The organism is Colwellia sp. TT2012 (assembly GCF_001440345.1).
GTDB lineage: Bacteria > Pseudomonadota > Gammaproteobacteria > Enterobacterales > Alteromonadaceae > Colwellia.
The window spans coordinates 68,046-81,908 of sequence record NZ_LJYX01000011.1 but is presented as its reverse complement, the minus strand read 5'-3'; the positions used below and the strand labels follow the sequence as shown (position 1 = coordinate 81,908).

Genomic DNA, 13,863 nt, shown 5'->3' with positions numbered 1-13,863 from the left:
CTTTACTAAGCGACAATAAAATAGTTGGTTAAAATCAGCGAGTATGAGGTAACTGCTTTTTGACCGTTTGAGTAATTTATTATAACTTTGCTTGTAATGCATTGTGCAACAACTCAATAGCGCCCACTAAATAATTTTCCCTACATTCTAACTCTACTTCATCAGGGTAAATCCAATTTAGAAAAGGTAACGAATTTTGACCTCCAATACAGCTTTCTAATTTGTCTTGCGCTTCTATGTTACTTAACGCTCTACCCAATTTTTTAGAATGAATATGACCAATATAATCATTTCTAAAAGCAACAATCCCTCTATTTTTTATTTCTTCTTTGAACTTGTTTTGCAGTTTAGATAATTGAGGAGCTTCATCATTTATAAGTTTTCCATATTTATCACAATATTCAACATACTTAGTGCAGCTCATGAAGATAGACGTAAAACAAAGTCTAAAGATATGCTTGTGTTGTATAGGGGTATTTGCGAGAAAATTGTATCTTCTCGTTTCCTTTAGTAATAGAACTGAGCCGGTTAGATCTCCGGCCAGTCCATCAAGTATAAAAACTGCATCATTTAGTTTATTCACGAATAACTGCCTAAAGTTATAACGCTCACATAACTATAATTACAAAGCGATAGCCAACTGTTACTTTTCCGTTTAAGCAACTTGCTAAATTGCTTAACCACCGATAGCAGCTAATAAAAATGAGCTAATCGATGCAATGCTCCCAGCATGAGGTAATGCTGAAAGAAGTGTCTTTACTACAACTTTGCTTGGTTTCTCTGCTTGAAATTGCCCTTCAAGAGCACCAACGACTTCAAGCGCATCTTGCTTTTCTTGAGGTGTTTTTACAAGTCGAGTGATTTCCGAACGAAGTAGTTCAATATGCTCAACAATATCCGAGTTAATGTTGGCTGTATTCACAGAATTATCAACAGAGTTATTATTGACCCTAGCGTTATGACCATTAAAATTATAAGTTATTTGTCGTATTGCTTTTTCAGCTTCAGGTAAGCCTAGATTTCGGTGCTTTATTTGATAGTGAGCTGGTATATCACTTCCAAATGCCTCTTTGAACCCAGGGTCTATAACTTCGTATGTTTCAACTCCACTATTGCTCATTACTCGTTGAATTAAGTCACCTGTTTCAATAAGAATATGCGATCCTTCGATAAATATCATATTGGCCTGAACACTAGCTTTTATATCTTTGACAATTTCTCCATTACACTTTCTTAAATTAACAACATCATTTGTAATCTCTGAAAACATATTTAATACTCCTTTAAAATTTAACGTTTTATGAATACTTCTTAGCAAAGACCGTCCATAAATTTCATTTAATATCCCACAATTCCAAAGCATTATAAACTACATATTTTCAACTTTTTTAAGACTTGGGCATCACTGAGACTTCTTAGTAAAATGACAGTAGTAATTCATTAGAAAATATAGGGAAAAATATTTACTGCTAATGTCTTCTTAGCGCACCAATAAGCCCTTAACAAAAGAGCTATTTCATTTGGAATTCACTAATTTTTTATAATGAGATGTTAAGGGCGGTAAGTACCACAAAGAAGACATTAGAATTTAACCTGCAATATTGATTCGGATTAGATTTTGTATCGATAACGCCGCGTTAAGGTGCGGCTACATGCCTTATTCTTTCGGTCATGGATTAGCCGAAAGGTTGTGAGATGTGCAACAGTTCCGTAGAGAAGTGTTTCACTTTTGATTTTTCATTACTTCATAAAAAAATAAAAATCTTTGTTTTGATGCATCTCTTTATTATAGCAAATATTATCTAACCCTGTACAAACCTCATGGCTTAACTCACTGATTAACATACTTTTAATAATTGAAAAGTGTAATATATATTCCGACTCTTCAGGCTGATTAAGCCCCGCAAGAATTCCTTGTATATTGACCCAATCCACTGAAAGTTGATTCAAGTGACTATCGAACCAGTCATCAATCTTAGTCAATACAGATATATCATTACAAGCTTGCCTAACTTTATTTAAGCTCATTAAAAAGCCATCATTACCTTTGATTGATAAGACCTTAAGTATATTTATTTTGTGGTAGTCCAGCCGTTCTTTTGATTGCGATATTCTATAAGTATCATAGGTTTGTTTAGCCATGTCTGATTGAATATTCGTTTGTTTAAATAAAAGTAAAACCATTAACACAGTTAGGATTGGAGAATAAATCCCTCCGAGAGCGCTTCCCATTTCAGCCCATTCAGAATGAGACGTCCACATACCAATGCCAAATTGATAGCTGTAAACTATGACAGGCAAAAGCAAAATAACCAGAGATATCCCCAGTACAATTCCTCTTGTTTTGTAAGTTTTATCATTACTCATATTACTACCTTATAGTTAGCTTTTTTAGTGCCTAATTATTTCAACCAAGCTACAACCGATTTACCGTCAATAACACTAAGTAACCCCGTTTTGACAACTATTACCACATTGCGGACATTAGCATTTAATCAGTAGCGGTGATTTGGATTAGATTTTGTATCGATAACGCCTTGCTAAGCGGCTAAGTACAATTTGCTATAATGCGCGGAGCGCGAGCAAACTGTACGTGTCCGTTTGAGCAACTTATAGTTGGCAAATTTTTTAAAATGGCAAAATAGCGTCAGTTACTTTGTCTGATATATCCAGTTCACTCTCTAAGCTTAAAACTTCCGTTTTAAAGGAGCTATTTTCAAACTTTTTAGATAGATATTTAGTTACTTATTTTTGTATTCTATTTTCTTTAAAAAACTTATCAATAACAATAACGTAATCGCCTTCCAAATCTTGAGAATCGACATAATCAGGCTCATCGCAATAAGATAAAAACTCAGCGAGCATCAACGATTTATTTTGTAGGTATGTGCTTATAGCTTTTTTGGCGAACTCTGAGTATTGAACGTATAAAACAGAAGACAAAGTATCACCCCAATAAAAATCTTTTAGTTTACCCGATTCATCAATACGGACTTTTGAGTCGCTACCTACAAGTTTCATTAACGAGGAGTAATTTATATTAATACTTGAGTTATCATCTAAGCAAAGTGCATTTTTCTTGTATGGAATAAGAAAATATTTGGTGTAATTTCTTTCATCAATAGTTTCAAGAAACGCTAAGGTATTTTGCCACTTTCTAAACTCATTAAAATCATTGATGACTAAATTATAAAAGCCTATTTTACGGTCTTCACTAAGCATTGAAATAAATACAGAAGCAAAATATTCTTGAATACTCTTATGAGTAAACGAAAATTCATTAAAGCCATCTCGAACAATTAGAGCCGTAATACTTGTTATATCGTCAATTAAACGATCTTCCAAATTCTCAGGGAGTCCATTCAGTTTTGCTGAGTTATGTAAATAATCTTGAAATAAATAGCTGGAGAATCGTGTGTTATTATCGTTTAAAGACAAAAAACTTAAGGAATTGAATAATCGCTGCATTTGATAATCAGTTAAACCAGCCTTTCTTTCTCTTTCAAAGCCAATTTTCATTCTATCGTGTCTATAAAGCATTGTTGGAAAAATTAAACTATAAAATTCAGAGAGACTATCTGGTTTAAACTGTCTCGCATTATAAGTGATAGTAAATAGCGTCAGTAATAAAGCAGTAGTAGTTACTTCAGATATAAACTTACTGTTTGAAAGGATCGTATTAATACTCTCTGACTGCTTATCTGATTTATATAAATGGTTTACAAATCTCTTTTGTGTATCAAGTGACATAGGACTTATTTTTCGTTTAGAAAAATAGAATGATGATCCCATTCCTGAGTCTGGCCTTGATGAAATTACAATCCGTAAATCAGGATAAGTTCTTACAATAGTTTCTAGTTCCCTCGCGATTCGAGTTCTTTCGTTATTTGGAACTTCATCAAAACCATCTAAGAATAAAACTATTTTTTCTGATTTTGCCAAAAAATCAAATAATGAATTATCAAGCTTCACTCCAAGATCTTCGATTGCATCCATCAATTCTTCTTTGAGCTTTTTCTTATAGCTCAAATTTCTGAATTCGATAAAAATAGGGATAAAGTTACTACCTGCTCCTTCTTTTATGCATAGTTTTCTAAGATATAAAGATTTTCCTTGCCCAGGACCTGCCTCAACTAAAATTTGTTTCGTGCCAAATTGACTAAAAGATTCAATTTTTTCACCGTCAAAAAGCACTGCTTCATCAAAGAATATATTATTTAAATTCACGATTGAATCAGGGTTTAATATTGTTTTGACTTGCCCTATTCGGTCAACATTATTCTTAAAGGCCTTAAGCTTACCAATAGCGAATGCTTCAGATATTTTTTCTTGAATTTTTCCTTTGGCAGACTTTAGTAAATCATCGACTATACCGTCTAGACCACCAGTTGCTTTTTTTATTATATCTTCAATCATAACGGCTCCATGTAGGTTGAGGATTACAGTATTTTCCTAACGCCCAAATAATGGGCAAATGATAGTTGGTTAAAATAGGCGACGCAGGAGCAAAAACCAACTGTTATTTGTCCTGATTAATTTGCTTAGCTGCTTTTTCGCCACTGTTTAAGAGAGCGTTGTATTTGCTCTATATTACAGAAATCTAAATTAGCCTCACACCAAGACAAAAACAAAAACATTAGCTTTTTTTGCTCTATAGAGCAGCGGAATTTGAGCTTTTCATTCGTCCAAATTCAGCAAGAGCGCTAATAGTATTGTCACAAATAAGATTACCATCTATATCTTTATTTTTGATGCACCACCGTATATAACTTGGAACATATACCATGTGATCTATCTCGATGCGTAATACCATGATGCCGATCGGTCAATACTATTCAAGCCGATCACTTTTTTGTTAATCAGTAGACCTCCGTAAAATCTAACTTGAGTGATCGCCATCCGTCAAGGAATTTAGCTTTTTTCGCATCGATTCGCCTTTTAATTCCAACTTTATTGCCCCATGAACAAGCCGATCTAGGATCGCATCTGCATGGGTAGATTCTCCGATCATTTCATACCAATTTTCTATCGGTAATTGGCTTGCAATCAAGGTCGATTTGGTATCATATCTCGCATCAATTAACTCCAATAAATCACTGCGTTGTTGAGCCGTTAATGGCTCTAATCCCCAATCATCTAAGATCAGTAAACTGGCCGAGCTAAGCTTGTTAATTAGCTTACGATAACTGCCATCTGCCTGTGCCAGAAACATTTTTTCTAATAGCTCTTTGAGCCTAAAATAGTAAACACTATGCCCTTGTTGGCAGTGGTTTTGACCAAGCGCGCAAGCGAGATACGTTTTGCCGCACCCCGTTGCACCTGTGATCAATATGTTTTGATGAAGGCGAAGCCATTCACCTTGGGCCAATGAGCGGATCTGGGTTTTATCTAGTTGTCGCTCTGCACCATAATTGAGCTGACTAAGCGTGCCACCCACTCTGAATTTAGCTTGTCGAGTTAATCGATCAATTTTTCGTTGATCACGCTGTGTTATCTCAACATCAAGCAGTAAACTTAACCGCTCCTCGAAGCTCTGCTCTACGTATAGATTGGGCTGTTCATACTGTTGCTGTAGCGCATCACGTATGCCGCTTAGCTTTAAGTTACTTAATTGACTATTTACTTGTTGCGTTATATTTTGCATTGGGTTTCCTTTGTTTTATGGGGATTGGGTTTAATGGTAATAGTGGTTGCCGCGGATATTTTCATGGTCAATATCTTTCAGTAAGTTACCTTGCTCTTCAGGCAAGTCTTGTTTATCTAAGCCTTTTTCTAAGATAGTTTTCACTTGTTTTACCCGCGTTACGCCTGTGGCTAAGGCGCGATAACAGGCTGCTTCTAGTCGTTGGTCGGTAAACTTCTTACCTAAACTTAATAACCCCATACAAGCGCGGTAGCTTTGCTCTGGATGCTTTTTAGCTTGCATCAATTGCATAACGAACTGCTCTGTTGATGGTCCGAATTTACTTGCCCAACGTTCAAAACGTTGTGGTGTCCATTGCTGTTGCTTTTGATGAGCGACTGGCATATGTAGATCAAGTGTGGTGTGAGCACCTTGTCGGTGGGATCTTGGGTGAACAGCGACTTGAACGCCTTGATGGTAAAGTGTCACCAATTGTCCGGTGGCGTGGGCTTCAAGCTTTTGTTTGATCAAGGTATACGGCACGGAATAATAGTGTTTTTCAACTTCAACATGGTAATCAATATGCACGCTAACTTGTTTGACTAAGGTGTAGCTGTAAGCTTGTGCAGGCAACGGTTTTAACGCTGGTTTGTCGATAGCTTCAAACTGACTGAGCCTTGAACCAGGATGCTTTTTCATTTGCCGCTGGTTTAAATCGACCAATAATTCTTGTATTTTTAAGTTTAGTTGGCGCAAGCTAAAGAAGCTTTCATTGCGAAGCCGTGCCATGATCCAGCGTTCGACAATTTGCACACCTACCTCTGCTTTGGCTTTATCCTTGGGCTTATAGGGTCTAGCAGGAACAATGACGGTATTGTAATGTGTCGCCAATTGCTGGTAGGTTGGATTTAAGTCAGGCTCATACCGACAGGGTTTTGTTACCGCACTTTTAAGGTTATCAGGAATAACCAGCTCAGGCACACCACCCAGAAACTCAAAACAACGGGCGTGACTCATCACCCAATCTTCGAGCTTTTGACTATAGGTAGCCTCAAGGCCCCCATAACGGCGACAAATACCTGTGCCGTGCGGTATTCACCGGTACTGGCATCAACAATATTCATGGTTGGCCCACAGTAATCGACAAACAGTTTTTCACCTGCTTTATGATTTTGGCGCATGGAAGGTTTTTGACATTTAAGCCATGCTTTGTACTGGCGGCAGAAGTGGGTATAACTGTAAAAACCCTCCTCGTGTCGCTCTTTGTATTCTTGCCAAAGCAGTAATAGCGTCATCGTTTTGGGCCGCAGCTCCTGCTGAACTAATGACCAGTCAGGGATCGAAAAACCTTTTAATCTAGGCTTTGTTTTGAAGAACGCTTGTTGCAGGGAGTGATCATCCCACTTTGTATCAAGCGGCCAGCAAGTGATCCCTAGCTCTGCTGATTTACAGGCATATTTAGACACAATTGACGGTGAAATTGATAAGCTATTTGCTATCTTTCGATGACTGAGTTTACAGTCGTATTTTAGTCTTAAAATCTCTTTAAGTTTACGCATTGAAATAGTTGCCGTTGGCATGGTTATTCTCATCATCAAAAATGAAAAGAATAACGGTTAAAAACACCTACTGGCTAGACAAAAAAGTACAAAAATAGAACGATACTATTCAAGCCGATCACTCAATACCCTTTTGACGAAAAGTGATCGGCATCGATGGTATTGGGTGATCGCGATGGATAGTATTAGGTGATCGGCTTAGAGGGTATTAGGTGATCGCGATGCATGAGAATATGCACTCGAACTTAATCCACATCAAATCGTCATTTTCAACGATAAATTTATCTGAAATAAGAGTTGATTCAGATAAACCGAATCCATCTTCTATGTATGATGCTATATCCATAATTTATTCGGCAGCTAACGGCCAAAATCACCGGGAAGACAAAGCGGAAGGAGGCACGACTGTAGCTTTGTCTTCCCGGTGCATTTTATTTGTTAGACTTATGTTGATTTTCGTAATACTTTATCAAAAAAAGAAATCCAAAATGATTTCATATATTCGATATAAAGTTGGATATCTTGATCTGTAATTTCAATTTTACTATCTGTCAAGTATGATGATTTTGTGTCAAAATATTCTGGTTTAATTAGTTGAAGTTTTCTAGATGAGCTACCTTCTCCATGTTTAATGGTATTGGCGACTAAACGGAGTTCAGTATTTGTTTTATACCAATCAGAGTTATCATCACAATTAATGCCCATTTCTTCAAGTTTTATTTTAAGCTCATCATGTTTGTTATACAATCTCGAACACATTTCTCTGCAATCTTTCTCAAAAAGATGAAAAAGCCATGTGGCTGTACTTAGTAAAAATTCAGCTTTCATAGCATGTTGCAGTTCATAATATTTACCTCCTTCTTCCCATGCTTTTTCAGCAGCACTACTTTCATCCATAGTCTCAGGGTTAAATTTTTTGCCTAACTCCTTATATTTTTCCTTCGAAACTGATTCTGCTTCTGTTTCAATATCATTATATACAGGTAGTAGTTTTTCAAAAATTGCTGATTTAACGGCATCAATCTTATCAAAAATATGGTTTTTATGAGAGTCATGATAATTCATGTAATTAAGATCCTTTATACTGTCTAACGCCAACCTAAGCGACAGTAAAAGCCGTCTGATTGAGGTTTTTGTTAGGTTGCTGCTAAATTATGCGTTTAATTTGCTTGTAAGGTGATCAAGCATGTCTTGAGTTTTCACTCTATCACCTGACTTATACGACATGATTTTCTTAAGCGTTATTTTATAATTATCTGATTTATGTTCCAAATTACATTCCTTGTAATACTTTAAAATAAAGTCTCTGATCTCATACGCTTCACTTCGATTGATGTACAGTCGATCTAATTTTACTGCTGGCGTGTCGCCACCAGTTCGTGTCCAAGATAGATCTGTATTATCTGTTAACCATTGAGTTATTACTTGTTCTTTTGTCATATGTATTCTCATTTTAATTGTGATTATTAAACCCTGATAACATGTAGATTACAGGTGCCCATTAATTATACTGGGGATTAAATTCATAATTTAAAGACAAAAACATAGAAAAGTGATAAAAACATAAGATAAATCAAATGATTCCGAAATATAAGTGACGCCTAACGCCCTCGTTAATGGGCAAAATATTGTTGGTTAGCATGTTGAGGAACGAAACACAGCCAACTGTATTTTGTCCTTATTAAACAGCTTGTTATATGAAATCACTTATTGCAAGCACAAGATTTGTTCCCATCTTTTTGATACCACTCTTCATAATTACCATTTGAACAGTTTCGTTTTACATTAACGCAACTTGCAGCGTTGTGACTAACTTCAGTTTTAGTTGCTTTGTCAAAGACCCCACCCAAGATGAAATTACCAACTTGTTGAGATGAACAACCTGATATAAGGATAATAAGTAATAAGGGTAAATACTTCATGCGAACTCCATTTGCATATAACAGCTTATTATGGATACGTCTTAGTAACATTATGTGAATGATTCATTCATTCATTAGCAAATATAGGGCAAAAAAATTATTGCTAACTTCCGCTAAGCGCACAAAGTTACCCTTAGCAAAAGGGCTACTTCATTTGAAATTTACTGATTTTTTAAAATCAGATGCTAATGGCGGTAAGTACCACTTACCGGACGTTAGCTATTGAGATCTTAAAGACAACTTTGGTGCCTAATTCATACCAATATTATTTTTCTACATATTTGCATTACTATGCTAAGTTAGTCACCATTAAAATCATCTATAGTAATGAATTCCTTAAGCAATAATTATATGGACGTTAAATTTTCAGAATACCGTTTCTTACGCGATCAACTCATCCTTTATAAACATGAAGAAATTATTCCGCTGAAACGTAACCAAGCACTATTATTAGATTTCTTCATCACTAATCCTGATGGTATTCACAGCAAAGATGTAATTATGGACGCTGTTTGGCAGGATAAAATTGTCTCTGAACAAGTTGTTTTTCAAACCATCAGCCAACTTAGAGCCATTTTGGGCTCTGATGCTATTAAGACTTTTTCTAAAAAAGGTTATAAGTGGGAGATACCATTACAGAATGTTTCAACTGTAGACGTACAACCAAATATAATTAAGGCTGATAAAGCCTCTCGCTCGTTGGTAAAGTCGCACTGGCTTATTTACTTTTTAGCTGTTTTTTTAGCAATAGTTGTTTACCTTTTTCAAACATTTACACTAAAAGAACAAGTAATATTACACCTTGTACATAATACCAAAGAAAACTCTCAAAATTCAGCAAACTTTACTGATTTAATTAAGAAAAGCATCCTCAAAGATAACAGGTTTGAGGTCAAATATACCACTGTCAATCATTCATCCAGACAATCTTTTCATACCCCTAAACTAACATGGAAGTTATCGAATATTCCGGATAGTGAGTGGTTGTTATGGACAGAAAACTTCGCTTCTTCAAACGGAGTTTTCTTAAATTATGGGGTATCAAATGGCGACGCTTATTGGCGTGGTTATGTATTTGGAAAAACTCATGAACAAGTTACTCAAAAATTGTCAGAACGCTTAATCGAGCTAGATCAACTCGGTTTATTTACCAAGCCAAATATTAAGTTAAATATCAGCACAATGACATCGATGATGGAAACCTCACCCAATGATCCGGATTTACTATTCCGGTTAGCAAATCATTATTTTGAGGTAAAACAGCTGGAAGTGGCAATGACTTATGCACAAAAGCTAGCTAATGCAGACGAGTCCTATGGTTTTAGTCCTTATCGAGCTAAGGCTCAGCGACTAATGAGTGATATTTATAAAGTGCATCGAAAATATAAACTAGCCTCGAATAGTTTAAAGAAAGTATCATCTATATTAGCTGATACACCATTGTGGGCTTTGAAATATGAAAACATAAGTGCAAGAGCGTGGGTAGCTCAAGAGCTACACGATTTTGAAAAAATGTTTGAAATACTAGAGCAAGGTCTTGAGTTTAGTCAGAAACACGTTAACGCGCTAAGTTTGTTCGAGTTACATATTACCTATTCAATACTGGCTAAAAAAGCCGGTGACGGACACAAAAAATATGCTCACCTAAATGAAGCACAAGCTCTGTTACTGAAACATAAGCTAAATGAATCTAATTTCGCTGTCGTCTATTATCACTTCGTGATATTCACCAAAGATAACAGTAAGGCATTACCTTATTTGGAGAAAATATTACTTTTACCTAGAACAATTCATAATACCTGGGTTATCGAGCATTCAACTGAGTTACTCATCGAGCAATACATAGTGCAAAAAGATTTCGACTTAGCTAGGTCGCTTTTGCAAAGCAGACCTGAATCTCCAGCATCTCTGGTGTTAACAGCCAAGTTACATCATGCCACGGATAACAAAAATGAAGCACGCACGTATTTTTTAAAAGCCTTTGAATTAGCGCGGCTAGAGCACAATACTCATATGGCTGTCCATGCAGCTTTTGGGCTATATCAGCTAAATAGCCATGCCCCAAAAATACAAGCAGAGTATATGGACTATTTAGAACGCAATGCTTTGAAAGCGTGGCTGAATGAGCAGATGAAAAAAATGGATAAAGAATAGCAGTGTTAGTCATTACTTAACAAACGCTAGGTAATTGAAGTCTTAGCCTAGCGCCGTTATACCTTTAGCTTATTGGTAACGCAGTTCAAACCAATCAAGTATAAAATATAGTTTGTTGGCGGCACGAATTTGTATCGGGTCATCTCCTGCCATCAATTGAGCAGGAATGCTTTGCTCAGCATAATTTTCACCGCCCTCAATCGCTGTTTTAGCCACTAAATGATTACCTTGCCAAAACTCAATAATAGCCCCTTTTTGCCCTCGAATGTTCATTTTTAGCATCGCTTGGCCTGCCTTTTCACTGTTAAATTTATACTTTAACCATGATGGAACAAATGGCCGTTGATTTTGCATGTTATCGCCGGCATTACCATCAAAAAGAACACTTTGTTGTTGCTCTTTCTCAAATATTTTAGTATTGCGATATTGGTTATAAAACTCCGCTTGAATTCGTTCATCAACATGAAACACTGGATATTTTCCAATACTCACTTCATTACTTGCCTGACTTTGTCCTATCTCATTGTCTGCAAATACTTGATAACTTGCCGCACTACCGCTCGGTAAATTATCAACATAGTAGAGCATCTTAATGCCTTCGGCTATTTTCGTCATTTTTCGGCTTATTTTTGCACTAGGATCTAGATAGCTACGATACAAAGAATAACTCACGCTTTCACCAGTGCTAGGTAACCAACTGAGGCTCACTTGATTTTTATTTCCCAGTTTTGCATATAATCCGGGTGGTCTGGTCGGTAAAGATTTTAACCTATCATGCTTGTGTTTTTCGTGCTGTTGGGCTACCACTAGGTTATTAACAAAGGTTTGAGTTTGTACCGATTGAGAATGTTTTGTCGAACTATCAAGTACTACACGAAAGCCTTCAATGCTGCCAACAAAGTTACCACCCATACTGTCGAATACATCGGTAGGTCTTGGCATCCAATGCCAACCACTCCCTGCTAATACATACTCCTGACATTGTTTAGGCTCCGCCTTATTAAATACATGACAAGTTTGCAGAAACTCCCTCACGTTACCCATCATGTCATGTAAACCAAAATTATTTGGACGATACATACCCACAACAGTGTGATAGATAGCGCCATCATTACAGTTAGCACTGATTCTATTTCTGTAATTATGATGTTGTTTTAATCCCGCACTATTCGCTGCATCTTCAATATTTTCATAGTCGCACATTTCGCTGTAGTTAAAATCGTCGCCAAAAGCAAAGCGACTTGATTTACCTTCGGATGAGGCATACAGCCATTCATTTTTTTCGGGTAATCTATAGGGTTTTCCTGTGGTTTTTGCTAACCAACTTGCATAATCCATGGCACCATACGGACCAATACAGACAATAGGCCGAAAAGGATTTGCTGTTAAGTCTTTATCATTCGCTGTACCGGTACCGTCAGCAGGTACATGTTTAGCGTTATATAAATAACATTTACCTGACATTTTATAATCTGTGGCGTTAACAAAACGAGTAAACTCTTCAACAGTAACTTCGTACTTACCCATTTGAATATTTATGTTTTTTGTTGCTTCTACTATTGGCACTAACACGGGTTCTATTGGCAGCGAATTTGCCCATAGATTTGTAGTGAACCCTATAACTAAAGTGGTGATGATTTTTTTCATAATAGCTCCTTATTAAATTGATAAGGAGATATTATGAAATTGACTGAAAAGAAGTCTTATTGGTTTTCTATTTTCTTACCGTATAGAAAACGAATAGAAAAATTTAGCATGTTTTTTAGTTAAATAATGAGTATTAATGTTGATTTTAATTTAACTTACCATTCAAAAATAGTTGAATTTTTGTGAAAAATTAACAACCGATTGGATTTCATTTCCAGCAACACAGTCTTCTAATTATTGATAGGTTGTCGGTATATTCCACTAATATCTCATCTGCTTCGTCGGAAGAGCTGCCGTTAGAGAAACAAGCGCTAACGTCAAGTAAGCTCACCAAGAAGACGTTAGATGGTGCTATTTATATCTGGTTTTTAAGGTTTTTAAAAAGAAGAAATGTACGGGTACTGGATCATACTATCGTACCTGCATATACAGTAATTGGTTTTATGATCCACTATTCCTTAGTGGTAATAACTCCCTAAAATCATTTATTGGAGGATTTTTCTTTTTTGACGGCTTTTAATAGATCTTCCCAGCTATCTGGTGGGTTGCCTGATTTCAGCATTTTCGCAAATACTTTATAAGCATCTGTTTTACTTTCATAAGCTCGTTTGCTGCTATCATCATTTACCCAAGCGTAGACAATTACTTTTGATTGGATATCGTATCGAAAAAACAATCGGTACTGTTGAAAGAACTTAGCTCTGAACCAGTGTTTATTGTTTTCGCCTAATGTTTTACCTTGGCGATAATCCGATTTTGTTGGATCTTGTGGAATCACTTCAAAAGCTAGCTTATGAATAGCTGCTAGCCTTTTTGTAGCGTTCTTTTTAATATAACCTCTTGGATCTTTTGCCTTAAGCGCTACGACCTTTTTCTCTAAAATCTCATATTGCTCAACAAATAATGGGTGCGTATATAACGTCCACCCATTGACGACAATAGCGACATTATCAGACAA

The 13,863-nt window shown here is 36.2% G+C and carries 9 protein-coding genes and 2 pseudogenes; 1 reads left to right on the top strand and 10 read right to left on the bottom strand.

Annotated features, from left to right (window positions below; translation table 11 throughout):
- Positions 1-79: 79 nt before the first annotated feature.
- From ASU03_RS07400 to ASU03_RS07365, 8 genes and pseudogenes are all read right to left on the bottom strand, one after another.
- Positions 80-583: a hypothetical protein gene (locus ASU03_RS07400; protein ID WP_057831228.1), complete on the bottom strand. Its 504-nt coding sequence runs from the start codon at positions 581-583 to the stop codon at positions 80-82.
- Positions 584-676: 93 nt separating this feature from the next.
- Positions 677-1,270, bottom strand: coding sequence for a hypothetical protein (locus ASU03_RS07395; RefSeq protein WP_057831227.1), 594 nt, complete (start codon positions 1,268-1,270; stop codon positions 677-679).
- A 470-nt stretch (positions 1,271-1,740) separates the two neighbouring features.
- A complete protein-coding gene (locus tag ASU03_RS07390) occupies positions 1,741-2,367 on the bottom strand; it encodes a hypothetical protein (RefSeq protein WP_057831226.1) in 627 nt (208 codons plus the stop codon).
- A 261-nt stretch (positions 2,368-2,628) separates the two neighbouring features.
- Positions 2,629-4,416 (bottom strand): annotated as a pseudogene (locus ASU03_RS07385) (NACHT domain-containing protein).
- 463 nt (positions 4,417-4,879) lie between these two features.
- Entirely contained in the window at positions 4,880-5,644 is a 765-nt protein-coding gene (istB, locus tag ASU03_RS07380) for an IS21-like element ISShfr5 family helper ATPase IstB (protein WP_057831225.1), read from the bottom strand.
- 30 nt (positions 5,645-5,674) lie between these two features.
- A pseudogene (istA, locus tag ASU03_RS07375) lies at positions 5,675-7,203 on the bottom strand (IS21 family transposase).
- Positions 7,204-7,626: 423 nt separating this feature from the next.
- A complete protein-coding gene (locus ASU03_RS07370) occupies positions 7,627-8,247 on the bottom strand; it encodes a hypothetical protein (RefSeq protein WP_057831224.1) in 621 nt (206 codons plus the stop codon).
- An 87-nt stretch (positions 8,248-8,334) separates the two neighbouring features.
- On the bottom strand, positions 8,335-8,622 hold the full coding sequence (locus ASU03_RS07365; RefSeq protein ID WP_057831223.1) for a hypothetical protein: 288 nt from the start codon (positions 8,620-8,622) through the stop codon (positions 8,335-8,337).
- Between the two features lie 833 nt (positions 8,623-9,455).
- Here ASU03_RS07365 and ASU03_RS07355 point away from each other — a divergent pair.
- Positions 9,456-11,258, top strand: a complete 1,803-nt coding sequence (locus ASU03_RS07355) for a winged helix-turn-helix domain-containing protein (protein WP_057831221.1) — start codon at positions 9,456-9,458, stop codon at positions 11,256-11,258.
- A 69-nt stretch (positions 11,259-11,327) separates the two neighbouring features.
- Here the strand turns inward: ASU03_RS07355 and ASU03_RS07350 are convergent, their stop codons facing one another.
- A complete protein-coding gene (locus tag ASU03_RS07350; RefSeq protein WP_057831220.1) occupies positions 11,328-12,905 on the bottom strand; it encodes a formylglycine-generating enzyme family protein in 1,578 nt (525 codons plus the stop codon).
- Between the two features lie 481 nt (positions 12,906-13,386).
- Positions 13,387-13,863: a type II toxin-antitoxin system YhaV family toxin gene (locus tag ASU03_RS07345; RefSeq protein WP_231731520.1), complete on the bottom strand. Its 477-nt coding sequence runs from the start codon at positions 13,861-13,863 to the stop codon at positions 13,387-13,389.

What these genes read in the sequence shown, in the direction of transcription:
- ASU03_RS07365 (WP_057831223.1), bottom strand. Translation starts at nt 8,622, where the DNA reads ATGACAAAAGAACAAGTAATAACTCAATGGTTAACAGATAATACAGAT.
- ASU03_RS07395 (WP_057831227.1), bottom strand. Translation starts at nt 1,270, where the DNA reads ATGTTTTCAGAGATTACAAATGATGTTGTTAATTTAAGAAAGTGTAAT.
- ASU03_RS07390 (WP_057831226.1), bottom strand. Translation starts at nt 2,367, where the DNA reads ATGAGTAATGATAAAACTTACAAAACAAGAGGAATTGTACTGGGGATA.
- ASU03_RS07370 (WP_057831224.1), bottom strand. Translation starts at nt 8,247, where the DNA reads ATGAATTATCATGACTCTCATAAAAACCATATTTTTGATAAGATTGAT.
- ASU03_RS07350 (WP_057831220.1), bottom strand. Translation starts at nt 12,905, where the DNA reads ATGAAAAAAATCATCACCACTTTAGTTATAGGGTTCACTACAAATCTA.
- ASU03_RS07355 (WP_057831221.1), top strand. Translation starts at nt 9,456, where the DNA reads ATGGACGTTAAATTTTCAGAATACCGTTTCTTACGCGATCAACTCATC.
- istB (WP_057831225.1), bottom strand. Translation starts at nt 5,644, where the DNA reads ATGCAAAATATAACGCAACAAGTAAATAGTCAATTAAGTAACTTAAAG.